We start from the raw sequence: 23,032 nt of genomic DNA, 5'->3' as shown, positions 1-23,032 counted from the left end.
ATTATTTGAATTCCAACGCCAAAGCGGCACACCAGGACTCGCCTCGCGGGCCTTGCGACGACAAATGCAGAGAACGCCCGCTGTTATGCGGGCTAATGGTAATGGTCAGGTCCGGCTTTGGCAAAAAGCCTGCACCACGCTGGGGCCACTCGATCAGGCACAGCGCATCCCCCTCGAGGTAGTCGCGGATACCGAGAAACTCCAGCTCTTCAGGGTCGACCAGACGGTAAAGATCGAAGTGAAAAGCCCGCACTTCGCCGATCTCGTAAGGCTCGACCAGGGTAAAGGTCGGACTTTTCACCGCGCCGGCATGCCCCAGGCCACGGATGAGCCCCCGAGACAGCGTGGTCTTCCCCGCCCCCAGGTCGCCCTCCAGAAAGATCACGCCCACCCCCTGGGTGACCTGCGCCAGACGCGCACCAAAGGCAACCATGGCGTTTTCGTCCGCCAGATACAGGGTTATTTCAGACACGGTGACTGCTCCTCCAGCAACTGACGAATGGCCGGAATCAGATCGCTGGCCGCCAGCCCCCGGCCCAATTTACCTTGATGCTCGCCGGCGACGGCATGCAGCCAGACCGCAAGGCAAGCGCTATCGAACGCCGGCATCCCCTGGGCCAGCAACGCCCCGACCAGACCGGCCAGCACATCCCCCAGCCCGGCCGTGGCCATGGCCGGATGCCCCCGACCGCAACGGGCCAGGCGCCCATCGGGGCTGGCGATCAGGCTCCCGGCGCCCTTGAGGACGGCAACGGCTGTGTATTTTTTGCTCAGGGCCCGAGCGACCGCCGGGCGATCCGCCTGTACCTGCGCGGTAGTGATGCCGAGCAGACGTGCGGCTTCCCCTGGGTGTGGGGTGATTACGCTGTCAGCGGGCAAGGCCAGACCGCCCTTGGCCAGCAGATTGAGCGCATCGGCGTCCCAGACCTGGGGCCGCGGCGCATTGGCCGCGGCGGACAACAGGCTGCGCCCCCAGGCCGCCTGCCCCAGACCCGGCCCCGCCACGATGATCGAAGCCTGATCCAGCAAGCCCATCAACTGGTTGGCCGAATCGGTGCCCAGCGCCATGACCTCCGGAACCCGCGCCAACGCCGCGGGAACGTGTTCGCCGCGGGTGGCCAGGGACACCATCCCGGCGCCGCTGCGCAAGGCACTCTCCGCGGCCAGCAGGGCCGCGCCGCCAAAACCGCGATCGCCGCCGATCAGCAACAGGTGCCCGAACTGGCCTTTATGGGCACTTGGCGAACGGGCCTCGAGCCGCGGCAAGGCGCCAGGCGTCAGCAACTGAATGTCGGGTAACGGGTGTTTTGTCTGCGGCATGCGTCTTCGGGCTCCGATGTCTGGCAGAATTATACGCACCTCAGCCCCGGTTTCTCTCGCCTCATGCCTGCCATTACCACCGATCTGTCCACCCTCGCCCAATCGATCAAGGATTGGGGGCGCGAGCTGGGCTTTCAGCAAGTCGGCATCAGCGGCCTGGACCTGGCCGAGCATGAGCAGCATCTGGAGCGCTGGCTCGAGGCGGGCTACCACGGCGAGATGGACTACATGGGCGCCCACGGCAGCAAACGTTCCCATCCGGACGAACTGGTGCCCGGCACCCTGCGCGTGGTGTCGCTGCGCATGGATTACCTGCCCGGCGATACCCAGATGGCCCAGCGCCTGGCCCAGCCGGAAAAGGCCTATGTGTCGCGCTACGCCCTGGGCCGCGACTACCACAAGCTGATCCGCAAGCGCGTGCAGCAACTGGCCGAGCGCATCCAGAAGGAAATCGGTCCGTTCGGCTACCGCGCCTTCGTCGACAGCGCCCCGGTACTGGAAAAGGCCATCGCCGAACAGGCCGGGCTCGGCTGGATCGGCAAGAACACCCTGGTCCTCAACCGCAAGGCCGGCAGCTACTTCTTCCTCAGCGAACTGTTCGTCGACCTGCCCCTGCCGGTGGACGAGCCCCACGCCACCGAGCATTGCGGCCGTTGCAGCGCCTGCCTGGACATCTGTCCGACCAAGGCCTTCGTCGGTCCTTATGTCCTGGACGCCCGACGCTGCATCTCGTACCTGACCATCGAACTGAAAAACGCCATTCCCGAGGACCTGCGCCCGCTGATCGGCAATCGGGTATTCGGCTGTGACGACTGCCAGATCGTCTGCCCGTGGAACCGCTTCGCCCGCCCTTCCGGCGAAGGCGATTTCCAGCCGCGGCACAACCTCGACAATGCCGAACTGGCCGAACTGTTCATGTGGGACGAGGAGAAATTCCTCAGCAGCACCGAAGGCTCGCCGCTACGCCGCGCCGGTTACGAGCGCTGGTTACGCAACCTGGCGGTGGGGCTGGGCAACGCGCCGTCGAGCATCCCGGTGCTGGAAGCCCTGAAAGCCCGCCGGGACTACCCCTCGGAACTGGTGCGCGAACACGTGGAATGGGCGCTGCAGCAGCACGCCAGCCGTCAATGCTCGTCGTTGTAGACGAACTTGGGCATTTCCCAGTGAAAACGGATCGCCAGCAGGCGCAGTAGAAAACCGCCAAACAGGGTGATCAGGATCGACTGCTCGCCGGGCAATTGCAGATAGATGCAGAGCATGTAGCACCAGGCCGCGGCGAACGAGACGCTGGCATACAGCTCGCGACGGAAGATCAGCGGAATATCGTTGCAGAAGATGTCCCGCAGGATGCCGCCGAACACCCCGGTGATAACCCCACTGACCGAGGCCACCAGCATGCCATGGCCCATCTCCAGGGCGGTCATGCAACCGATCAGGGTGAAGGCCACCAGCCCCACGGCGTCGAGCACCAGGAACAGCGAACGCAGGTGGCGCATCAGCGGCGCGATAAAGATCGTCACCAGGGCGGCAACCGAGGTCAGTACCAGGTATTCCGGGTGCTTGACCCAGGTCAGCGGGTAATGCCCCAGCAGCACGTCGCGCACCGAACCGCCACCCAGGGCCGTGACGCAGGCGATCAACACCACGCCGAACCAGTCCATGCCGCGACGCCCGGCAGACAAGGCGCCAGTCATGGCTTCGGCGGTAATGGCAATCAGGTAAAGCATCAGCAGCATGATGGCGGTCCTTACGCAAAGGCGCGCAGTCTACTCAGATCGCCTGGGCACCAAAAGAGGGCGCGCCGGCATTCCGCCTGAAAAAGCGCATCACCCCATCGCGGGCAAGCCTCGCTCCTACAGGTACGCGTGATCTGTAGGAGCGAGGCTTGCCCGCGATAGGTTCAACGCCGAACCATCAGAGCTTGATGAAGTGCTTGCGGTAATGCTGCAACTCGGCGATGGACTCGCGGATGTCGTCCAGGGCCAGGTGGGTACTGCCTTTCTTGAAGCTGTCGCGCACGTCCGGCGCCCAGCGGGCAGCCAGTTCCTTGAGGGTGGAAACGTCCAGGTTGCGGTAGTGGAAGTAGCTTTCCAGCGCCTTCATATGGCGATACAGGAAACGCCGGTCCTGGCAGATGCTGTTGCCACAGATCGGCGACTTGCCCTTGGGCACCCACTGTTCCAGGAACGCGATGGTCTGCGCTTCCGCCTCGGCCATGCTGATACGGCTTTCACGCACGCGCTGGGTCAGCCCCGAGCCGCCGTGCTGGCGGGTGTTCCACTCATCCATGCCGGCGAGAATTTCATCGCTCTGGTGGATGGCGATGACCGGTCCTTCAGCCAAGGTATTGAGGTTGCTATCGGTGACGATGGTCGCCATCTCGATGATGACGTCGGTGTCAGGGTTCAGACCGGTCATTTCCAGATCGATCCAGATCAGATTCTGCGGGTTTTGCATGTGTCGGCTCCTCGGCGTAGTTGCGCAGTTTAGCCTAGAGGGGCCTGCTGGCGTGCTAAACTCGCGGCCGTTTTACCTAACCGCCGCATTATCGACACGGAACACCAATGGCCAAACGCCAGCTCAATCGCCGCCAAAACTGGCGCATCGAAAAGATTCAAGGCGAGCGCGCCGCCCGCGCCGCCAAACGTGAATCCTCCGCCGTGGAAGCACTGGAAGGCGGCGATCTCGGCCCCGAACAGACCGGCCTGGTGATCGCCCACTTCGGTGTCCAGGTCGAGGTCGAGGCGCGCGAAGGCGAACTGGCCGGCCAGGTGTTCCGCTGCTACCTGCGCGCCAACCTGCCAGCGCTGGTCACCGGCGATCAGGTGGTCTGGCGCCCGGGCAACCAGGGCATCGGGGTGATCGTCGCGCAACTGCCGCGCCACACCGAGCTGTGCCGCCCGGACAGCCGCGGCCAGCTCAAGCCGGTCGCCGCCAACGTCGACATGATCGTGATCGTCTTCGCCCCACTGCCCGAGCCCCACGCCAACCTGATCGACCGTTACCTGGTCGCGGCCGAACATGCCGGCATCCGCCCGCTGCTGCTGCTCAACAAGTTCGACCTGATCGACGAGCACAATGCCCCGGCCCTGAACGCCTTGCTGGCGGTCTATCGGCAGTTGGGCTATCCGGTGCTGGAAGTCTCGGCTCACCACGGCAACGGCATGGAACAGCTGCAAGCGCAGTTGGACGGGCGGATCAGCGTGTTCGTCGGTCAGTCCGGCGTGGGCAAGTCGTCGTTGGTGAACAGCCTGCTGCCGGAGGTGGAAACCCGCGTCGGTCCCCTGTCGGAGCTCTCCGGCCAGGGCACCCACACCACCACCACCGCGCGCCTGTTCCACTTCCCGGGCGGCGGCGAGCTGATCGACTCCCCGGGGATTCGCGAATTCGGCCTGGGCCACGTCAGCCGCGCCGATGTCGAAGCGGGCTTCATCGAGTTCAACGACCTGCTGGGCACCTGCCGCTTCCGCGACTGCAAACATGACCGCGAACCGGGCTGCGCCCTGCTCAAGGCCCTGGAAGACGGCCGGATCCAGCAACAACGGATGAACAGCTACCGCTCGATCATCGCCAGCCTGCCGGACAACAGCTATTAATAGGCAGCACCCCGCACAAACAAAAAGGCCGCGATGATCGCGGCCTTTTTTATGCAGCACTGTTGCTTGTGGGTCAGCGTGCCGCTGGAGGTGCGGCGGCAGGTGCAGGTGCAGGTGCAGGTGCAGGCACCGCCGCGCCTGCCCCTTCGGTCTTCGGCGCAACATCCTCGAAGAGATTCAAACGCTCGCGCAATTCATGGGCCGGCAATGGCTCCTGCTCTGGCGGCAAGGCGTTCGGATCGGCTGGCACTTCACCCGGAGCCCCCTGGCCCTGGGTCGGTGCTGGAGCCTCGGGAGCACCTTCACCCTCGATCGCACGCTGGGCCTTCTTGGTCAGCACCACGATGTCGATACGCCGGTTGACCGGGTTGAACGGATCCTTGCGATCGAACAGCGACGACGAGGCATAACCCACCACACGCGCCACCTGGGCGTCCGGATAACTGCCCGCCACCAGCGCGCGACGCGCGGCGTTGGCGCGGTTGGCCGAAAGCTCCCAGTTACCGAAATCGCCAGTCCCCGCATAAGGTTTGGCATCGGTGTGACCGCTGATGCTGATCTTGTTCGGCACCGCCTTGATGGTGTCGGCCATGGCCAGCAGGATGTCCTCGAAGTACGGCTTCAGGCGCGCACTGCCGGAGTCGAACATCGGCCGGTTTTCCGAGTCGATGATCTGGATACGCAGGCCGTCCGGGGTGATCTCGAACAGGATCTGGTCCTTGAACTTCTGCAACTGCGGGTTTTCTTCGACCTTGTTCTGCAGCTCCTGGAGCAACAGTTCCAGACGCTCTCTTTCAACCTGCTCGGCCATGTTCTCGACCTGATCGGTGTCCACCGTGACCTTGTCTGGCTGCGGCTGCGACTTGATCTCGGGATTGAGCGTGTTGTCCGGGGCCAGCTCGGGAGAACCGCCCAGGTCGATGATGTAGGGCGTGCCGCTTTCCGAGAAGCCGATCGGGTCCTTGAAGTAACCGGCAATGGCGATCTTCTGTTCCGGGGTCGCGGTGGACAACAGCCACAGCACCAGGAAGAACGCCATCATCGCTGTGGCGAAGTCGGCGAAGGCGATCTTCCACGCCCCGCCGTGATGCCCGCCGGCAAAGCGCTTGACGCGCTTGATGATAATCGGCTGATTGTTTTCCATGGCTTAGCGACCGCGAACCGCTTGTTCCAGATCGGCGAAGCTCGGACGGTGCGCCGGGTACAGAACCTTGCGCCCGAACTCCACCGCCAGCGATGGCGGCATGCCGGAAGCCGAAGCCACCAGGGAGGCCTTGATGGCTTCGTAGACGTTCAGCTCTTCCTTGGCATCGTGGGCCAGGGAGTGGGCCAACGGACCGAAGAAACCGTAGGCCGCGAGAATACCGAAGAAGGTACCGACCAGCGCCGCACCTACGTGCAGGCCGATGGACTTCTGGTCGCCATCGCCCAGGGACGCCATGGTCACCACGATACCCAGTACCGCCGCGACGATACCGAAACCCGGCATGCCGTCGGCGATGCCGTTGACCGCGTGGGACGGGTGCTCGAGTTCTTCCTTGAGGCTGAACAGCTCCATGTCGAACAGGCCTTCCAGCTCGTGGGGAGCCATGTTGCCGGAGGACATGATGCGCAGGTAGTCACAGACGAACGCGGTCATGCGTTCATCCTTGAGCACTGCCGGGTACTTGGCGAAGATCGGGCTGGCCGCGGCGTCTTCGATATCGCCCTCGATCGCCATCATGCCTTCGCGGCGGCTCTTGTTGAGGATCTCGTAGATCAGCCCCAGGACTTCCAGGTAGAAGGTCTTGGAGAAGCGCGAACCGAACATCCCCAGGGACTTCTTGAGCACGTGCATGGTCATGTGCCCAGGGTTCGCCTGCAGGAACGCCCCCAGCGCGGCGCCGCCGATAATCATGACCTCGAAAGGCTGGATCAAGGCGGCAATCTTGCCGTGAGAAAGCACGTATCCGCCGAGCACGCTCGCGAACACGACGATGATGCCGATAATTTTAGCCATAGATAGGAAAGTACTTATTGAGTCGGGTTCAAGGTCATATTCGGAAGTTCTTAAAACTCTTCTTCTACTTATCGGCAAAACTGCGCCAGACTATAGGCCGTTAAGGCGAAAAGCCAGTTTGGCCCGCTCTGGGCGTGTTCACAGCAGACGATAATTGCGCCCAGCCATGTCTAATGAAACGACAGTCCCAACTACCGCACCCAACTCCCTCGAAGCCTGGGTAAAGCTGCTCGATGCGGTCCGCCTGCCGGTGCCGCAAGCCAGCCACGACCGGGTTTGCAAGGCCATCCGGGACAATCGCAGCTCGTTGCGCGACATTGCCGACCTGATGCAGGACAGCCCCGCGCTGGCCCTGAGCGTGATCCGCGAAGCCAATCGCCACACCCACGGCAGCATGAGCGAGCCGGCCGAGAACCTGGAAGTCGCCCTCAACCGTCTGGGCCTCACCCGTACCGAAGAGTTGCTCGAGCGCCTGCCCGCCCAGCCCGAGCAGCAGATCCCCGCCGGACTGCGCCAGTTGCAACTGGTCAGCCAGCACGCGACCCAACAAGCCAACGGTTTTTTTGCCGGACGCCTGGCCAGGCTCTGGCAGGACATTCACTGGGGCAGCCTGCTGTTTCTCTCGCCGCTGTGGCCCATGGCACTGGCCTATCCGAAGCTGCTCGAAGAATGGGAACTACGGGTCGTGCACAAGGGCGAACCGCTGCAGCAGGTCGAGCAGGAACTGTTCGGCGTCAGCCTGCTTGCCCTGTGCCAGGTGCTGGTGGAGATCTGGCATCTGCCGATCTGGGTGCAGCAAGGCTACCGCCTGCTGATCGACGAGCAGGACCACCTGGTCAAGGCCCTGCATATCGCCCGCGACAACGCCCATCCGCTGCACCAGCAACAATGCCTGGATGCCGATCCGACCTTGCAGCGCTGGCTGAACCAGCCGGCCAACAGCGTCTTGCTGGCCAACGCCCTGGCGCTCTCGGCGCAAGAGTCCTGGACCGGTCCGCACTGCATGCGCTGGCAGTACCTCACCAGCCTGTACCTGCAGATGCCGCTGGACGAGCTGCAACAGCAGTTGCACCAGCAAGCCGCGCAGAGTGCCCGGCATCACAGCATGCCCGACCTGTGGCACCCGGCCGAGGCCCTGCTCTGGCCCTGGGACTGCCGTCGCGCGCATCGTGGCGAGCTTCCGGTCCCCGGCCTCAGTGCCGAAGACCTGGCCAAATGGCGCAAGCAGTGCAGCGAACTGCTGGAGGAGCCCAGCCGCTTCAGCAACGCCATGCACCTGACCACCCAGGCCCGCGATGCCCTGGTGGCCTGCGGCATGCGCCGGGTGATGCTGCTGATGGTCGACCGCACGCGGACCCAGTTGCGGGTGCATCAGGTGGCCGGACTACCCGCGCCAGCCACCAGCCTGACACTGGCGGTCAATCAGAGCAGCGTATTGCAGCGCTTGCTGGAAGCCCCGGCGCAAGTGCGCCTGACACCGGCCAACAACGCCCAGTTCTCCGCCCGCCTGCCCGATAGCCTGCGCACGCTGTTTCGTGGCGAACACCTGCTGCTGCGCTCGGTCCCCAGCAACGGCCGGGTGATCATGCTGATCGTCGCCGACCAGGGTGGCCAACCCTTCTCGGACATCTCCGTACAGGCTTTCGGCAAGACCGCGAAGTGCATCGAAAGGGCCCTGCACAGCTTTACCAACCGCAGCCGCTGACGCTTGCGCTACAATTCTCCCCTTTGTGCCCTGGAGACCTCACATGTCTGACTTCTCTGGCTTGCCGCTGGTGATCGAACCGAGCGACTTGCTCCCTCGCCTCGACGCCCGCGAACTGATTCTGGTGGACCTGACCAGTTCCGCCCGCTATGCCGCGGGGCATATTCCCGGTGCGCATTTCGTCGATCCCAAGCGTACCCAGCTCGGCCAGGCGCCGGCGCCTGGACTGATGCCGTCGCAGACAACCCTCGAAGCGCTGTTCGGCGAACTGGGGCATAACCCGGATGCGGTCTACGTGGTCTACGACGACGAAGGCGGCGGCTGGGCCGGGCGCTTCATCTGGTTGCTGGATGTGATCGGGCACTCGCGCTACCACTACCTGGATGGCGGGCTGCTGGCCTGGCTGGCTGACGGCCTGCCGGTCTCGAGCGAAGTGCCGGCACCTGTCGGCGGCCCCGTTGCCCTGACCCTGCACGACGAACCGACCGCCACCCGCGAATACCTGCAAAGCCGTCTCGGCGCCGCCGACCTGGCCATCTGGGATGCCCGCGGCCCGCTGGAGTACTCGGGGGAGAAAGTCCTCGCCGCCAAGGGTGGGCACATCCCCGGCGCGATCAACTTCGAGTGGACCGCGGGCATGGACCCGGCGCGCCACCTGCGGATCCGCAGCGATATGCCGCAGATCCTCGAGCAGCTCGGCATCAGCAAAGACAAAGAAGTGATTACCCACTGCCAGACTCACCACCGCTCTGGCTTCACCTACCTGGTGGCCAAGGCGCTCGGTTATCCGCGAGTCAAAGGCTATGCCGGTTCCTGGGGCGAATGGGGCAATCACCCCGATACGCCCGTAGAGATTTAAGGTTTTAAGGACAGTTAATGAAAAAGCGTTTGTTTATCCTCAGCCAGTACCTGCTGCCCCACCACTTGCTGTCGCGCCTGGCCGGCTGCATCGCCGAATGCCGCGTGCGCTGGTTCAAGAACGCCTTCACCACCTGGTTCGCCAAGCGTTACCAGGTGGACATGTCGCAAGCGCTGGTGGAAGACCTGACCGCCTATGAGCACTTCAACGCCTTCTTCACCCGCGCCCTGAAAGACGGCGCCCGGCCGCTGGACCAGACACCGGGCGCGATTCTCAGCCCGGCCGATGGCGCGATCAGCCAGCTTGGCCCGATCGAACATGGACGGGTATTCCAGGCCAAGGGCCACAGCTTCAGCGTGCTCGAGCTGCTGGGTGGCGATTCGGCGCTAGCCGCGCCGTTCATGGGCGGCGATTTCGCCACCGTTTACCTGTCGCCGAAGGATTACCACCGCGTGCACATGCCGCTGGCCGGCACCCTGCGGGAAATGGTCTACGTGCCGGGGCGGATCTTCTCGGTCAACCAGACCACGGCGGAAAACGTGCCGGAACTGTTCGCCCGCAACGAGCGCGTGGTGTGCGTTTTCGATACCGAGCGCGGCCCGATGGCCGTGGTGCTGGTGGGTGCGATGATCGTGGCTTCGATCGAAACCGTCTGGGCCGGCCTGGTGACGCCGCCGAAGCGCGAACTGAAGACCGTGCGCTACGACGAAGCTGCCCGCGCGCCGATCCACCTGGAAAAAGGCGCCGAACTGGGGCGCTTCAAGCTGGGTTCCACCGCGATCGTGCTGTTCGGTCCGGACCAGATACAGTGGGCCGAGACACTGGCCGCCGGCTCGCCGGTCCAGATGGGTCAAGGCATGGGCCTGCCCAAGGCCTGATATCCGGGCATAAAACCTGGACATAAAAAACGCCGCGGATCGCGGCGTTTTTTTTGCTTGCGGTTCGGCTCAGAGCTGGCCGTCGCGATCGCGCAAGCCCAGCAGATAAAGCACGCCATCCAGCCCCAGGGTGGAGATCGCCTGCTTGGCGGACTGCTTGACCAGCGGCTTGGCACGGAAAGCCACGCCCAGACCGGCAATCGCCAGCATCGGCAAGTCGTTGGCGCCATCGCCCACGGCAATGGTCTGCTCCAGGCGCAAACCTTCCTTGGCCGCCAGCTCGCGCAGCAGGTCGGCCTTGCGTTGAGCATCGACGATCGGCTCGACCGCGACACCGGTCACCTTGCCGTCGACCACTTCCAGCTCGTTGGCGAATACGTAGTCGATCCCCAGCTTGGCCTGCAACTGCTTGGCGAAGTAGGTGAAGCCGCCCGAGAGGATCGCGGTCTTGTAGCCCAGGCGCTTGAGTTCGGCGAACAGCGTCTCGGCACCTTCGGTCAGACGCAGCGAGGCGCCGATGGAGTCCAGCACCTTGATGTCCAGGCCCTTGAGCAAGGCCAGGCGCTCCTTGAAGCTGGCGCGGAAATCCAGCTCGCCGGCCATGGCCCGCTCGGTGATTTCCGCGACCCGATCGCCCACGCCCGCCGCCTTGGCCAGCTCGTCGATGACTTCGGCCTCGATCAGCGTCGAATCCATGTCGAACACCGCCAGGCGGCGGTTACGGCGGAACAGCGAGTCTTCCTGGAAGGCGATATCGACGTTCAGCTCCTGGGCAACGCTCAGGAACTCGGCCCGCAGCGCCTGCGGATCGGCCGCTTCGCCACGCACGGAAAACTCGATGCAGCCCTTGCCCTTGTCGGCCGGGGTGTCCAGCGGCATGCGCCCGGAGAGGCGATCGATGTGGTCGATGTTCAGGCCGTACTTGGCGGTGATCGAACTGACGCGCTGCAGCTGCTCGGCGGTGACCTTGCGGGTCAGCAAGGTGACGATATGGCGCTTCTTGCCCTGGCCGCCGACCCATTGCTGGTAGTCCTCTTCGGAAACCGGCGTGAAACGGACCTGCTGGTCCAGCTCATAGGCAGTGAACAGGATGTCCTTGAGCACCGACGAGCTTTGCTCGTTGTCCGGAATTTCAACCAGGATGCCAAACGACAGCGTGTCGTGAATCACCGCCTGACCGATGTCGAGAATGTTCACACCACTCTGTGCCAGAACGCCGGTAATGGCCGCAGTGAGACCCGGACGGTCTTCACCAGTGATGTTTATCAGGACGATTTCGCGCAAGGCGCACCCCCGCAGGTGGAAAAAAACCGCATTCTAACCACTTTCGGTGACCATCGGGCACAGCCAGCGCTTTGCCGGTCTAGGGCCTGTCGCTATACTGCGCCTCAACTTCACGGACAAAAGAGCCGAGCTCAGTGAACCGGCCCACGCCAGTTAAAACCGATAACTTCTTCCTGCTGATCTTCCGTGCACTGCGCCACCGCCGTGTACCGATTGCATTGCGCATCGCCAGCCATAACGTGATCCTGGTCGCCCTGGCCCTGGTGATCTATGCCTGCGTGATGGGCCTGCAATTCAAGCAGGCCATGCACGAACAAGCCGACGCCCTGGGCCAGAGCCTGACCACCCAGACCGCGACCTCGGCCACCGAGTTGTTGGTGTCCAACGACATCCTCAGCCTCAATGTGCTGCTGAACAACCTGACCAAGAACCCGCTGGTGGCCCACGCGGCGATCTACAGCGTGGACAACCGCATCCTCGCCGAAGCCGGCCAGCGCCCGAAAAGCAGCCTGCTGGGTGAGACCGAGGGCGTCTACCAGACCAAGATCACCTTCCAGGACGTGACCGCGGGCAACCTGCGCATCAGCCTGGACATGGAGCAATTCCAGCAGCCGATGACCATCAGCCTGCAGAGCATGGGCATTCTCAGCGCCATCCTGCTGGCCTTGGCCCTGGCCTTGAGCCTGCGCCTGGGGCGGCACATCTCCACGCCGCTGCTGCAACTGCGGGTCTGGCTGCGGGACATCGACGAGCACACCCCGGCCACCCAGCGCCAGGACGAAATCGGCGACCTGGCGCGCCAGCTGCACGCCAGCTTCGCCCCGGAGAAGGTCGAGCCGGAACCGCAAACCGAGATCGACGACACCGACTACGACGATACCGAGGACGCGGAACCGAGCTTCGAGGTACGCAACCTGCGTGACCCGAGCTTCGATGAAAGCGCTCCCGTCACCGGGCTCAAGCCCGCCCCACGGCATGTGGTCAACGCCGAAGAAGACCAGTCCGACGACGAAGACCCATTCGCCGATCTTCGCGACAGCTCATCCACCGCGACCGCGGTCAAGCCGCTGGTAAAACCCGTCGTGCCGGTACAGCCGCAGCACAGTGCCGTCCTGGCCGTGCAACTGGGCGCCCAGGATCAGCTGCGTCGCCTGCCTCGCGCCCGCCTGACGGAATTGCTGGACCGTTATCGCGATTGCCTCGACCAGGCCGCCTCGCTGTACCAGAGCGAACTGCACACCCTGAACGACGGCAGCACGCTGATGCTGTTCCATAGCGAAGACAGCGGCGATGACTACCTGACCAACGCCATCTGCTGTGGCGAACTGTTGCGCGCCCTGGGCCACGCCCTGCAGATCGAAGTGGCCGACAGCGGTATCACCCTGCAACTGCAGCTCGGCCTGACCCTGGGCGAAGAGCTGTTCGGCCTGAGCCAGATCGATCTGCTGCTGACCGAAACCGCCCAGGACGCCCTGGCGCTGTCCCAGCACAGCCGCAACCTGCTGCTGGTCGAGCGCAAGATCAGCGACGACGCCCTGATCCGTCAGCGCGCCCGTATCCGCCCGATCGCCAGCCCGGAAGGCGCCTGCTGCGTCGAGCGCCTGATGGAGCCCTATCCTTCGATGCTGGAGCGGCAACTGGCGCGGATGCACGAGACCCGGGCCAAGCTCTGAACCAGAGCCCCAGCCCAACAAAAAGCCCGCAGCGATGCGGGCTTTTTGTGGCTGCTGCGCAGCCTATCGCAAGCAAGCTCGCTCCTACAGAAACACACAGCCCTCCCCTGCTGGGGCGAGCTTGCTCGCGATAACTGTCTCCAGAACGCCACCACCCCACCTACCAAGCTCCCGTCCCCAGAAACGACAAAGCCCGCTGGTCAGCGGGCTTTGTCCTGGAACGGGAAAAAACACTCAGAAGCGGAACACTTCCATATCCGTGCGGATAGGCGTGGCCATCGGAATCTTCGGCTGCTTCTCATGCTCCACCGGTTTTGCCGCCGGCGCAGGGGCCGTCTTGCGTGGCACCTCAGCGACCGCTGGCTGGTTGGCCAGCGGCTTGATCGCCCCGGACAACTGCTCGGCCAAGCGTTGCAGCAGCACGCCCTGGGCCTGGACCTGGGAGGCGGTGGTGCCCGCATGCTGCTCCTGCAGATGAACAATACGGTTGTCGCGAACCTGGCCACGGCGATCGATCAAACGCCATTGGGCATCGAGAACCGCCGGTTGCGAGGCGCCCGAGTCCAGGCGAGTGATCGACAGCAGTACCTGGACATCCGGGGTGAAACCGGTGCTGGCCGGCGCCAGCACGACCCGCTGGCTGTCCAGCTGGCCGGCGACCTGGCGCAGCAGCAGTTGATCGATGTCGGAAGACAGGCTGCCGGCCCAACGGCCGTCAGTCGAAGCCTGCAGGCTGCCGTCGTTCTGACGTTGCAGCAGGGTTTCGCGTTGCAGATAGTCGGCCACCAGCACGGGGCCCAGCAATACTGCCATACCGGCGCTTTGTGCCGGTTGCGCCGGACTTCCGCTGTCCAGCTGATACAGCGACACCGGCTGGTGTACGCTGCAACCCGCCAGGCCAAGAACGCCAGCGAGCAAGAAAACCAAAGGAAGGCGCAGAACAGTCATCATCCCATCCAAGTGGCGGCCACAAGGCTAGCCACAGTGCAAATACTCAAAAGCAACCCTGAATAACGCTCAGCCACGCCGGCGCTTGAAAGCGCATATCATCCGTGAATATGCGCCATGACTCCAGTGTTGTAGCGCCGATCTATCGGTTAAATCGCAGATCGGACGCTCTAGCCCGTATCAATTGAGAGCTTCTACCAATAACGCATCCACTCGCTGGAAGCCCCGTGGCAGTTTGTTACCACGGCGGCCGCGCTCGCCCTTGTAGTGCTCGAGATCATCGGCCTTGAGTGACAGCGTGCGTTTCCCGGCCTGCAGCACCAGCGTCGCGCCCTCCGGCAGTACCGCGATATCGGTCACGAACTCCTCGCGACTGGCCACCCGCTCGCCCGGAATACCGATGATCTTGTTGCCCTTGCCTTTGCCCAGCTGCGGCAGGTCGCTGATCTTGAACACCAGCAAACGCCCTTCGGTGGTCACCGAGGCCAGCCAGTTCTGCTCACGATCGCTCACGGGCCGAGGCAACAGCACCTTGGCGTTGTTCGGCAGGCTCAACAAGGCCTTGCCGGCCTTGTTCTTGGCTTGCAGGTCCTCGCCCTTGACCACGAAACCGTAGCCCGCGTCTGACGCGATCACGTACAGCGCGTCGTCGTCCGGCAACAGTACGCATTCGAAGTTCGCCCCCGGCGGTGGCGTCAGGCGCCCGGTGAGCGGCTCGCCCTGGCCACGGGCCGATGGCAAGGTGTGCGCGGCCACCGAATAGCTGCGCCCGGTGGAGTCGATAAACACCGCGAACTGGTTGGAACGCCCGATAGCCGAGGTCTTGAAACCGTCCCCAGCCTTGTAGGACAGGCCGGTGGCGTCGATATCATGCCCTTTGGCGCAGCGTACCCAGCCTTTTTCCGACAGAACGACCGTGACCGGCTCGGTGGGCATCAGCTCGTTTTCCGACAGCGCCTTGGCCTCGGCGCGCTCGACGATCGGCGAACGACGGTCGTCGCCGTAGGTTTCGGCATCCTGCAGCAGCTCGCTACGCACCAGCTTCTTCAGCTTGGCTTCGCTGTTGAGCAGGGCCTGCAACTTGGCCTGTTCCTTGAGCAGTTCATCCTGCTCGGCGCGCAGCTTCATCTCTTCCAGACGAGCCAACTGGCGCAGGCGGGTATCGAGGATGTAGTCGGCCTGCACTTCGCTCAGGGCGAAACGCTCGATCAGCTTGGCCCGCGGCTGGTCCTCGGTACGAATGATGTGGATCACTTCATCCAGGTTGAGGTAGGCAATCAGCAAGCCGTCCAACAGGTGCAGGCGCCGCTCGACCTTGTCCAGGCGGAACTGCAGGCGGCGGCGCACGGTCAGCACGCGGAACTCCAGCCATTCCACCAGCAGGGCGCGCAGGTTCTTCAACTGCGGCTTGCCGTCCAGGCCGATGATGTTGACGTTGACCCGGTAGCTGGATTCCAGCTCGGTGGTGGCGAACAGATGCTGCATCAGCTCGTCGGGGTCGACCCGGTTGGAGCGCGGGATGATCACGATCCGGCACAGGTGCTCGTGGTCGGACTCGTCCCGCAGGTCGGCGACCATCGGCAGTTTCTTGGCCTGCATCTGCGCGGCGATCTGTTCCAGCACCTTGGCCCCGGACACCTGGTGCGGCAGCGCGGTGACGACGATATCACCATCCTCGACACGATAAACGGCACGCATGCGCACCGAACCGCGACCGGTTTCGTAGATTTTCAGCAGGTCCGCGCGGGGCGTGATGATTTCCGCCTCAGTCGGATAATCCGGCCCCTGGATGTGCTCGCACAGCTGCTCGACCGTGGCCTTGGGCTCGTCCAGCAGGCGGACGCAGGCCGTGGCGACTTCGCGCAGGTTGTGCGGTGGCACGTCGGTGGCCATGCCCACGGCGATGCCAGTGGTGCCATTGAGGAGGATATTCGGCAAACGTGCCGGCAATACCAGAGGTTCCTGCAGGGTACCGTCGAAGTTCGGCCCCCAGTCCGCGGTGCCCTGGCCCAGCTCGCTGAGCAGGACTTCGGAGTAGCGCGACAGGCGCGCCTCGGTATAACGCATGGCGGCGAAGGACTTGGGATCGTCCGGTGCACCCCAGTTGCCCTGGCCATCCACCAGGGTGTAGCGGTAGCTGAACGGCTGCGCCATCAGCACCATGGCTTCGTAGCAGGCCGAGTCGCCGTGGGGGTGGAACTTACCGAGCACGTCACCGACCGTACGGGCCGACTTCTTGTGCTTGGAATCGGCGTCCAGCCCCAGCTCACTCATGGCGTAGACGATACGCCGCTGTACCGGTTTCAGGCCGTCGCCGATATGCGGCAGAGCACGGTCCATGATCACGTACATGGAGTAGTGGAGGTAGGCACTTTCGGTGAAATCAGCCAGTGATCGGCGTTCTACGCCATCCAGGCTGAGATCCAGGGAGTCGCTCATGCGGGCCTCATCATTTCGTTGTCTGGCGCAGCAGCAAGGTGCCGCCACGCTGGGTAAACTCAAGTTTTTTCAAGGCGCTCATGCCCAGTAACACCTGCTCGCCACCCAGGCCCGGCGCGACCAGCGCGCGGACATCCCGCAGGACGATATCGCCCAGTTGCAGGCGGTCGAGGCGGGTTCGATAACCCTCGCTGCGACCATTGGCGGTACTCAGGGTCACGGGCGCGCCCTTCTCCAGGCCAAGACGCTTGGCCAGTCCGGACGGGATCGACACATCGGTCGCTCCGGTATCGAGCATGAACTCCACCGGCTGGCCGTTGATCCGGCCGCTGGCGACGAAATGCCCCTGGCCGTTGCCGACCAGTTTCACTTCGATGTAACCCTCGTGCTGTTGCGAAGTGACGACAGCGTTGGGGTTTTCCTGACGCTGTTCCCACTCGCTGAAAAACCGTGTCGCCAGGAACAGCCCGGCGCCCCAGGCCAGCACCAGCAGCACGCGTCCGGCACGTTTACCCGGTAGCTGCTGGCTCAGAGCTTGGCACTCCAACCGCCCTCGGGCGCGGCGAAGCGCCAGACGATCGGGCGTTTTTCGCCGTCGGCCCGGGCCCCGTCGTTGTTATCCACACCGATCCAGGCGCCTTCGGCATCCACCACCAGGGCCTCGGTCAGGCCATAGGCCTGTGGATAACGCCGGTGTTCCTGCAAGGCCTCGGCGGCAAACGACCAGCAACGCTCGACCTTGGCGGTCAAGGGATCCCGACGACACAGCTGAAACGCGTTGCGCTCAAGGGTGAACAACTTGCCGTCGAACAACGACAGGTCGGCGAAATCCCGGGACACCGCCTTGGCCTTGGGCATTTGCGGCGGCTGCATTTCCAGCCCGGCTTCGCTGAGCAGTACACAGCCGCCGTCGCAGTCCCAGACACTCTGCTGGCGCTTGATCAGCAGCAGCCCGCGACGCTCGCGCTCGGCGGCCAGCCAGATCCTGTCGCCGGCCGGGTTGACCGCCAGGCCTTCGAACAGCGCGTTGAAGTGCAGCAACATGCCGCTGGCCCGCGCCTCGCGCACCATGATCGGCGAGATCTTCAGCCAGGCGGCCGGCCCCGTCGGCGGCAGCTGCAACACCGTCGCGTGGGACTCGCTGACCACATACTTGTTACCAGCGCTGTCGCAGCTGATACCTTCGAAATCCAGGTCGCCGCCGCGCACGAACGAAGCCGCCCAGGTGCGCGAACTCAGGCCCCAGGGCAAGCCGCTGTCCGGCACCGGCGGGACGTCGATGCGCACGGTTTCGGCCTGCCAGACGCGGTCGCCGGTATCGAGCCGATAGATCTGATCGTCGTCCCGGTCGGAGACCGTCCACAGCTCCTTGCCGCACTGCGCCAGCCCCGACAGGTTGCCGCCGCGCATGCCGTCCACCGGATGCTCGGCCAGCAACTTCAACTCGGGCACGGCATCGGCCATCGCCGAGCCTGCCAACAGCAGTAACGCCAGGGCCAGGCCTCTGCGCATCAGACCTGAACCCCGGCCAGGTTGCCCTTGGATTCGAGCCAGGTCTTGCGGTCGCCGGCGCGCTTCTTCGCCAGCAGCATGTCCATGATTTCCGACGTCGCGGCGTAGTCGTCGCCGAGGGTCAACTGCACCAGGCGCCGGGTGTTGGGGTCCATGGTGGTTTCGCGCAACTGCGGCGGGTTCATTTCGCCCAGGCCCTTGAATCGGGTGACTTGCGGCTTGCCACGCTTCTTCTCGGCCACCAGGCGGTCGAGAATGCCATCGCGCTCGGCTTCGTCGAGGGCGTAGTAGATTTCCTTGCCCAGGTCGATGCGGTACAGCGGCGGCATCGCCACGTAGACGTGGCCGGCATCCACCAGTGGGCGGAAATGCTGGACGAACAAGGCACACAGCAAGGTGGCGATGTGCAGGCCGTCGGAGTCGGCGTCGGCGAGGATGCAGATCTTGCCGTAGCGCAGCTGGCTCATGTCCTCGGCGCCCGGGTCGACCCCGATGGCCACGGCGATGTTGTGCACTTCCTGGCTGGCCAGGACTTCGCTGCCATCGACTTCCCAGGTGTTGAGGATCTTGCCGCGCAACGGCAGGATCGCCTGGAATTCCTTGTCCCGCGCCTGCTTGGCCGAACCGCCGGCGGAATCGCCTTCCACCAGGAACAGCTCGGAACGCATCGGGTCCTGGCCGGCGCAGTCCGCCAGCTTGCCGGGCAGCGCCGGGCCCTGGGTGATGCGCTTGCGCTCGACCTTCTTGCTGGCCTTCAAGCGACGACCGGCGTTGCTGATGGCCAGCTCCGCCAGCTGCATGCCCTGCTCGGGGTTGGCGTTGAGCCACAGGCTGAACGCATCCTTGACCACACCCGAGACGAAAGCGGCGGCTTCCCGGGACGACAGGCGTTCCTTGGTCTGGCCGGAGAACTGCGCATCCTGCATCTTCATCGACAGGACGAAAGCGATACGCTCCCAGACGTCTTCCGGCGCCAGTTTCAGGCCCCGCGGCAACAGGTTGCGGAACTCGCAGAACTCGCGCATGGCGTCCAGCAGACCCTGGCGCAAACCGTTGACGTGGGTACCGCCCTGGGCGGTCGGGATCAGGTTGACGTAGCTTTCCTGCACGCTGTCGCCGCCTTCCGGCAACCACAGCAGCGCCCAGTCCACCGCTTCCTTGTTACCCGCCAGGCTGCCGCAGAAAGGCTCGGCCGGCAGGCGTTCGAATTCGCTGACCGCGTCTACCAGATAGGAGCGCAGGCCGTCTTCGTAATGCCACTCGACCTTCTCGCCGGTGCCTTTGTCTTCGAAGCTGACCAGCAGCCCCGGGCACAGCACGGCCTTGGCCTTGAGCACGTGCTTGAGGCGGCTGACGGAGAATTTCGGCGAATCGAAGTATTTCGGGTCCGGGGCGAAGTACACGCTGGTCCCGGTGTTGCGCTTGCCGACGCTGCCGACCACTTCCAGTTCGGTGGCCTTGAAACCGTCGGCGAAGGTCATCTGGTATTCGTTGCCGTCGCGCTTGACCCGCACCCGCACCTGGGTCGACAGGGCGTTGACCACGGAAATACCCACCCCGTGCAGACCGCCGGAGAACTGGTAGTTCTTGTTGGAAAACTTGCCACCCGCATGGAGCTTGGTGAGGATCAGCTCGACGCCGGACACGCCTTCTTCGGGGTGGATGTCCACCGGCATGCCACGGCCGTCGTCGGACACTTCCAGGGAGTGGTCGGCATGCAGGATGACCTGGATCGACTTCGCGTGCCCCGCCAGGGCTTCGTCGACGCTGTTGTCGATGACTTCCTGGGCGAGGTGGTTCGGCCGGGTGGTGTCGGTGTACATGCCCGGGCGTTTGCGCACCGGGTCGAGGCCCGAGAGGACTTCGATGGCGTCTGCGTTATAAGAGCTAGCGCTGGGAGTGGCCATGGGGTCTCGTCGTTAGTCGTTCAATGAAATAGAAGCGAGGGTTCACAGCGAGGTGAAATCGATCGCCTGGTACTGATCCGGACCGATGCCGGCAAAGTTCAACAACGCCGGCATTTGTCCGGCGAAGCCCTGGAAACTATGGTCGCCGCCGGCCTGGATGCGCAAGGCACAGGCTCGGTAATACAGCTGGGCACTGCGATAGTCCAGCGTCTCGTCACCTGTCTGCAGCCAGACCTGGAACCGCTGCGGATCCTGGGGCGCCGACACTTCCAGCTCGGCCAGGGCCGTCACATGGTCATGGGTCAGTTCCCAGGTTTCCCCGGTGTAGAGGTTGGTCTGCGTGCCCAGAAAACCGTCGAACATCCGGTGCGGACTGACCGCGGGGTTGATCAGCAGGGCTTTCAGGCCATGGCGCTCGGCAAGGTGAGTCGCATAGTAGCCGCCGAGCGAGCTGCCGACCAGCAGTGGCCGCCCGAGTTCGGCGATCGCCTGTTCCAGCTGGCCAATGGCCTCGCGCGGATGGTGATGCAGGGCCGGCACCCGCAGCTGTTCGCCGCGGCCGAGCGCCGCCATGACGCTGATCAGTTGGCTGGCCTTCTTCGACGCCGGTGCGCTGTTGAAGCCATGGATATACAGGATCGAACCGGACATGCGCACTCCCTTTGCCCCGTGCAAAAAGGCGCAGTTTACAGGGTGTATCGCCGCTTGACTTGTGTTCAGGTGTATCCCTTTGTCCTGCTGCCGCGGGCCGCGACCAGGGCGCGCAATCAGTAGCCGTTGCTGCCGTAATCGATCTGGAAGTCGAAGCCGGTGACCCGCTCGACACCGGTCTCCAGGCCGCCGTCGGGCAGCAGGCGCAACCAGCGGTATCCCGGCGCGGTGTCGCCGACCTTGAAGTCCTCACTGCCCGGCTCGAACTGAATGCAGGTCGAAGGCGATGCCAGGAGGCGCAGAGGCCCCTGCCGGCGGTCGATCTCCTGATGCACGTGGCCCCAGAGCACCGCGCGCGCCTGGGGAAAACGCTCCAGCACGGCGAACAGCGCTTGCGAGTTGCGCAGGCCGATGGGTTCCATCCAGGCACAGCCGATGGACACCGGATGATGGTGCAGACACACCAGATGATGGCGCTCGGGGGCCTCGCTCAGGGCACGGGCGAGCAACTCCAGTTGTTCGTCCTGCAGATACCCCGGCACCGAACCCGGCACGGCCGAGTCGAGCAAGGTGATCCGCCAATTGCCGATGTCCACCACCGGCGCCAGCAACGCACTCTGGAGCGCCGCCTGGGCCATGACCTGCGGCTCGTCGTGGTTGCCGGGAATCCAGCGCGCCGGCGCCGGGATCTGCCGGGTCATGTCGCGAAACCGCTGGTAGGACTCCAGCGTACCGTCCTGGGACAGATCGCCCGTGGCCAGCATCAGGTCGATCCGCGGTTGCTGTTCCAGCACCAGGTCGATCACCCGCTGCAGGCTGTCGCGGGTCTTCATGCCCAGCAGCGTGCCGTCCGCTTCGGCGAACAGGTGGCTGTCGGATAGCTGCACCAGCAACACGGAATCGTTGGGGGTCAGAGTGGATACGCTCGGCAAGACGGCCTCCCAGGGCGTGTCACGGGAAGTGAGGAATGGGGGCAATTATGCTGGGGGAATTTCAAAAGAGGAAACCGCCGAACCGGACGCAGTTCACATCTAACGCACGGCCTCGAATTCATGACCGCAAGCCAGGCAGTGGCTCAGCCACTCACCGAGGAACACATTGAGCTGGGCCTTCTCGTCCGGTTGGTGCATGAAGGCATTCGGATAGGGGTAGATGCCCCGAAAGCGCCGGGCATGCTCGGCACTGATGACCTCGGCCATGCGCGCGTCATGGTAGACCTGCACTTCCAGTTGCGGCACCGGCAACCAGGGCAGGCTGTGTTCCTGGCGCACCTGCAGGGTGGTGGTGTAAGGACAGGCCTGCAGCACCTCCAGCGCCAGCACGCCGAGCATCTGCTCGCCCTGGGTCACCGCGATCCGCCGCGCCACCGGCTGGTTGCGCATGTCGGGCAACAGGCGCATCAGCCGGGCATAGTTGGCCTCGCAGGACGCTTGCAGCCCCACGAGGTCGACCCGGTAGCGATCGCGCGCTTTGTTCACTACGACCATAACCCCCTCACTTCAACGCGGTTCAAAGCCAGCCATTGCAAGGCAATAATGCTCGCCGCGTTGGAAATCCGCCCATCCCTTACCGCCTGCAGTGCGTCCTCGAAAGCCCAGACCGACACGCGAATATCTTCCGCCTCCTCCGCCAACCCGTGCAGGCCACCGGCACCGCTGCTGTCGCAGCGCCCCAGGTACAGATGCACGAATTCGGTACTGCCCCCCGGCGACGGGAAATACTGGAGCATCGGCCACAGCGCGGAGAAGGTCAGTCCAGCTTCCTCCTGCGCCTCGCGGTGAGCAACTTCTTCCGGTTGCTCCTCCTTGTCGATCAGACCGGCGACCAGTTCGATCAGCCAAGGGTTCGCGGTTTTCCCCATGGCGCCGACGCGAAACTGCTCGATCAGCACCACCTCGTCGCGTTGCGGATCGTACGGCAGTACGCAGACAGCATCGTGACGCACAAATATTTCACGACTGATCTCGCGCCCCATGCCCCCGGCGAACAGTTCGTGGCGCAGGTGCACGCGGTCGAGCTGATAAAAACCCTGGTAGCACTTTTCGCGCCGAACGATCTCGATGGCGGTCGGCGTGGCGTTGGCAAAGTCCGTCATAACACTCCTCGTATCCTGCTGTCCGATCCGAGGCTCCCCCTCGACTTCGCGCCATCCTAACGCGCTGGCGGCCGCCGATGCAGCCCCTTTGCCATCAGCGGGATAGACGGCAAGGGGGCAAAGCGAATCTAATTGTCTCTATTGAGCTTAGTGGCGAACTGATTGC

Annotated in this window: 22 protein-coding genes; 6 read left to right on the top strand and 16 right to left on the bottom strand. The window is 64.0% G+C overall.

The window, feature by feature from the left end; genetic code table 11:
* Position 1 precedes the first annotated feature (1 nt).
* Entirely contained in the window at positions 2-472 is a 471-nt protein-coding gene (gene tsaE, locus ACQKQA_RS10070; protein ID WP_427556253.1) for a tRNA (adenosine(37)-N6)-threonylcarbamoyltransferase complex ATPase subunit type 1 TsaE, read from the bottom strand.
* Positions 460-1,320 carry an NAD(P)H-hydrate dehydratase gene (locus ACQKQA_RS10065; RefSeq protein WP_427556250.1) on the bottom strand — a complete coding sequence of 287 codons (861 nt, stop codon included), beginning with the start codon at positions 1,318-1,320 and terminating at the stop codon, positions 460-462. The genes tsaE and ACQKQA_RS10065 overlap by 13 nt, the downstream gene beginning before the upstream one ends.
* Before the next feature lie 63 nt (positions 1,321-1,383).
* Between ACQKQA_RS10065 and queG the strand changes: the two genes are divergently transcribed.
* A complete protein-coding gene (gene queG, locus ACQKQA_RS10060; protein ID WP_427556248.1) occupies positions 1,384-2,463 on the top strand; it encodes a tRNA epoxyqueuosine(34) reductase QueG in 1,080 nt (359 codons plus the stop codon).
* On the opposite strand, the gene ACQKQA_RS10055 is transcribed toward queG, so the two are convergent.
* The gene (locus ACQKQA_RS10055) at positions 2,445-3,059 is read right to left on the bottom strand and encodes a trimeric intracellular cation channel family protein (protein WP_427556288.1); all 615 of its coding nucleotides are present in this window, start codon (positions 3,057-3,059) and stop codon (positions 2,445-2,447) included. The two genes, queG and ACQKQA_RS10055, sit on opposite strands and share 19 nt — an antisense overlap.
* Positions 3,060-3,234: 175 nt before the next feature.
* On the bottom strand, positions 3,235-3,777 hold the full coding sequence (orn, locus tag ACQKQA_RS10050) for an oligoribonuclease (protein ID WP_007921399.1): 543 nt from the start codon (positions 3,775-3,777) through the stop codon (positions 3,235-3,237).
* A 107-nt stretch (positions 3,778-3,884) separates the two neighbouring features.
* Here orn and rsgA point away from each other — a divergent pair, with 107 nt between their 5' ends.
* Positions 3,885-4,916, top strand: a complete 1,032-nt coding sequence (gene rsgA / locus ACQKQA_RS10045; protein WP_427556244.1) for a small ribosomal subunit biogenesis GTPase RsgA — start codon at positions 3,885-3,887, stop codon at positions 4,914-4,916.
* Between the two features lie 73 nt (positions 4,917-4,989).
* On the opposite strand, the gene motB is transcribed toward rsgA, so the two are convergent.
* Together motB and motA are read right to left on the bottom strand one after the other, a co-directional pair.
* Complete coding sequence (motB, locus tag ACQKQA_RS10040; protein ID WP_427556242.1) at positions 4,990-6,060, bottom strand: flagellar motor protein MotB; 1,071 nt, start codon at positions 6,058-6,060, stop codon at positions 4,990-4,992.
* Between the two features lie 3 nt (positions 6,061-6,063).
* Positions 6,064-6,915, bottom strand: coding sequence for a flagellar motor stator protein MotA (motA, locus tag ACQKQA_RS10035; RefSeq protein ID WP_427556239.1), 852 nt, complete (start codon positions 6,913-6,915; stop codon positions 6,064-6,066).
* A gap of 166 nt (positions 6,916-7,081) precedes the next feature.
* Between motA and ACQKQA_RS10030 the strand changes: the two genes are divergently transcribed.
* The 3 genes from ACQKQA_RS10030 to asd are packed head-to-tail and all read left to right on the top strand — an operon-like array spanning position 7,082 to position 10,357.
* On the top strand, positions 7,082-8,620 hold the full coding sequence (locus tag ACQKQA_RS10030) for an HDOD domain-containing protein (RefSeq protein WP_427556236.1): 1,539 nt from the start codon (positions 7,082-7,084) through the stop codon (positions 8,618-8,620).
* A 43-nt stretch (positions 8,621-8,663) separates the two neighbouring features.
* The gene (gene rhdA, locus ACQKQA_RS10025; protein WP_427556233.1) at positions 8,664-9,479 is read left to right on the top strand and encodes a thiosulfate sulfurtransferase; all 816 of its coding nucleotides are present in this window, start codon (positions 8,664-8,666) and stop codon (positions 9,477-9,479) included.
* A 17-nt stretch (positions 9,480-9,496) separates the two neighbouring features.
* Complete coding sequence (gene asd, locus ACQKQA_RS10020; RefSeq protein ID WP_427556231.1) at positions 9,497-10,357, top strand: archaetidylserine decarboxylase; 861 nt, start codon at positions 9,497-9,499, stop codon at positions 10,355-10,357.
* Positions 10,358-10,426: 69 nt separating this feature from the next.
* Here asd and serB read toward each other — a convergent pair whose 3' ends face one another.
* Complete coding sequence (serB, locus tag ACQKQA_RS10015) at positions 10,427-11,641, bottom strand: phosphoserine phosphatase SerB (protein ID WP_427556228.1); 1,215 nt, start codon at positions 11,639-11,641, stop codon at positions 10,427-10,429.
* A gap of 134 nt (positions 11,642-11,775) precedes the next feature.
* Here serB and ACQKQA_RS10010 point away from each other — a divergent pair, with 134 nt between their 5' ends.
* Positions 11,776-13,314 (top strand): AhpA/YtjB family protein, encoded by a 1,539-nt coding sequence (locus ACQKQA_RS10010; RefSeq protein WP_427556225.1) that lies wholly within the window; start codon positions 11,776-11,778, stop codon positions 13,312-13,314.
* Positions 13,315-13,548: 234 nt separating this feature from the next.
* Here the strand turns inward: ACQKQA_RS10010 and ACQKQA_RS10005 are convergent, their stop codons facing one another.
* From ACQKQA_RS10005 to ACQKQA_RS09965, 9 genes are all read right to left on the bottom strand, one after another.
* Positions 13,549-14,262 (bottom strand): PqiC family protein, encoded by a 714-nt coding sequence (locus ACQKQA_RS10005; RefSeq protein WP_427556222.1) that lies wholly within the window; start codon positions 14,260-14,262, stop codon positions 13,549-13,551.
* A gap of 180 nt (positions 14,263-14,442) precedes the next feature.
* Positions 14,443-16,701: a DNA topoisomerase IV subunit A gene (parC, locus tag ACQKQA_RS10000; RefSeq protein ID WP_427556219.1), complete on the bottom strand. Its 2,259-nt coding sequence runs from the start codon at positions 16,699-16,701 to the stop codon at positions 14,443-14,445.
* 10 nt (positions 16,702-16,711) lie between these two features.
* Positions 16,712-17,233, bottom strand: coding sequence for a retropepsin-like aspartic protease family protein (locus ACQKQA_RS09995; RefSeq protein ID WP_427556285.1), 522 nt, complete (start codon positions 17,231-17,233; stop codon positions 16,712-16,714).
* Positions 17,230-18,213 carry an esterase-like activity of phytase family protein gene (locus tag ACQKQA_RS09990; protein ID WP_427556216.1) on the bottom strand — a complete coding sequence of 328 codons (984 nt, stop codon included), beginning with the start codon at positions 18,211-18,213 and terminating at the stop codon, positions 17,230-17,232. Before ACQKQA_RS09990 ends, ACQKQA_RS09995 begins: the two co-directional genes overlap by 4 nt.
* Complete coding sequence (gene parE / locus ACQKQA_RS09985; protein WP_427556213.1) at positions 18,213-20,120, bottom strand: DNA topoisomerase IV subunit B; 1,908 nt, start codon at positions 20,118-20,120, stop codon at positions 18,213-18,215. The genes ACQKQA_RS09990 and parE overlap by 1 nt, the downstream gene beginning before the upstream one ends.
* Before the next feature lie 42 nt (positions 20,121-20,162).
* Positions 20,163-20,771: a YqiA/YcfP family alpha/beta fold hydrolase gene (locus tag ACQKQA_RS09980; protein ID WP_427556211.1), complete on the bottom strand. Its 609-nt coding sequence runs from the start codon at positions 20,769-20,771 to the stop codon at positions 20,163-20,165.
* Between the two features lie 116 nt (positions 20,772-20,887).
* Positions 20,888-21,703, bottom strand: coding sequence for a 3',5'-cyclic-AMP phosphodiesterase (cpdA, locus tag ACQKQA_RS09975; RefSeq protein WP_427556209.1), 816 nt, complete (start codon positions 21,701-21,703; stop codon positions 20,888-20,890).
* 99 nt (positions 21,704-21,802) lie between these two features.
* Positions 21,803-22,258, bottom strand: a complete 456-nt coding sequence (locus ACQKQA_RS09970; RefSeq protein ID WP_427556206.1) for a DUF1249 domain-containing protein — start codon at positions 22,256-22,258, stop codon at positions 21,803-21,805.
* Positions 22,249-22,866: an NUDIX domain-containing protein gene (locus tag ACQKQA_RS09965; RefSeq protein WP_427556204.1), complete on the bottom strand. Its 618-nt coding sequence runs from the start codon at positions 22,864-22,866 to the stop codon at positions 22,249-22,251. The genes ACQKQA_RS09970 and ACQKQA_RS09965 overlap by 10 nt, the downstream gene beginning before the upstream one ends.
* Between the last annotated feature and the right edge of the window lie 166 nt (positions 22,867-23,032).

The organism is Pseudomonas sp. NPDC089530, assembly GCF_050280705.1.
In the GTDB taxonomy this organism is placed as follows: domain Bacteria; phylum Pseudomonadota; class Gammaproteobacteria; order Pseudomonadales; family Pseudomonadaceae; genus Aquipseudomonas.
The sequence above is the reverse complement of the archived record's forward strand: the minus strand, read 5'-3'. Positions and strand labels throughout refer to the sequence as shown.

Excerpts from the sequence above, each read along its gene's own strand:
- ACQKQA_RS10065 (WP_427556250.1), bottom strand. The coding sequence starts at position 1,320 with ATGCCGCAGACAAAACACCCGTTACCCGACATTCAGTTGCTGACGCCT.
- queG (WP_427556248.1), top strand. The coding sequence starts at position 1,384 with ATGCCTGCCATTACCACCGATCTGTCCACCCTCGCCCAATCGATCAAG.
- orn (WP_007921399.1), bottom strand. The coding sequence starts at position 3,777 with ATGCAAAACCCGCAGAATCTGATCTGGATCGATCTGGAAATGACCGGT.
- rsgA (WP_427556244.1), top strand. The coding sequence starts at position 3,885 with ATGGCCAAACGCCAGCTCAATCGCCGCCAAAACTGGCGCATCGAAAAG.
- motB (WP_427556242.1), bottom strand. The coding sequence starts at position 6,060 with ATGGAAAACAATCAGCCGATTATCATCAAGCGCGTCAAGCGCTTTGCC.
- motA (WP_427556239.1), bottom strand. The coding sequence starts at position 6,915 with ATGGCTAAAATTATCGGCATCATCGTCGTGTTCGCGAGCGTGCTCGGC.
- ACQKQA_RS10030 (WP_427556236.1), top strand. The coding sequence starts at position 7,082 with ATGTCTAATGAAACGACAGTCCCAACTACCGCACCCAACTCCCTCGAA.
- rhdA (WP_427556233.1), top strand. The coding sequence starts at position 8,664 with ATGTCTGACTTCTCTGGCTTGCCGCTGGTGATCGAACCGAGCGACTTG.
- asd (WP_427556231.1), top strand. The coding sequence starts at position 9,497 with ATGAAAAAGCGTTTGTTTATCCTCAGCCAGTACCTGCTGCCCCACCAC.
- ACQKQA_RS10005 (WP_427556222.1), bottom strand. The coding sequence starts at position 14,262 with ATGACTGTTCTGCGCCTTCCTTTGGTTTTCTTGCTCGCTGGCGTTCTT.
- parC (WP_427556219.1), bottom strand. The coding sequence starts at position 16,701 with ATGAGCGACTCCCTGGATCTCAGCCTGGATGGCGTAGAACGCCGATCA.
- ACQKQA_RS09990 (WP_427556216.1), bottom strand. The coding sequence starts at position 18,213 with ATGCGCAGAGGCCTGGCCCTGGCGTTACTGCTGTTGGCAGGCTCGGCG.
- parE (WP_427556213.1), bottom strand. The coding sequence starts at position 20,120 with ATGGCCACTCCCAGCGCTAGCTCTTATAACGCAGACGCCATCGAAGTC.
- ACQKQA_RS09980 (WP_427556211.1), bottom strand. The coding sequence starts at position 20,771 with ATGTCCGGTTCGATCCTGTATATCCATGGCTTCAACAGCGCACCGGCG.
- ACQKQA_RS09970 (WP_427556206.1), bottom strand. The coding sequence starts at position 22,258 with ATGGTCGTAGTGAACAAAGCGCGCGATCGCTACCGGGTCGACCTCGTG.
- ACQKQA_RS09965 (WP_427556204.1), bottom strand. The coding sequence starts at position 22,866 with ATGACGGACTTTGCCAACGCCACGCCGACCGCCATCGAGATCGTTCGG.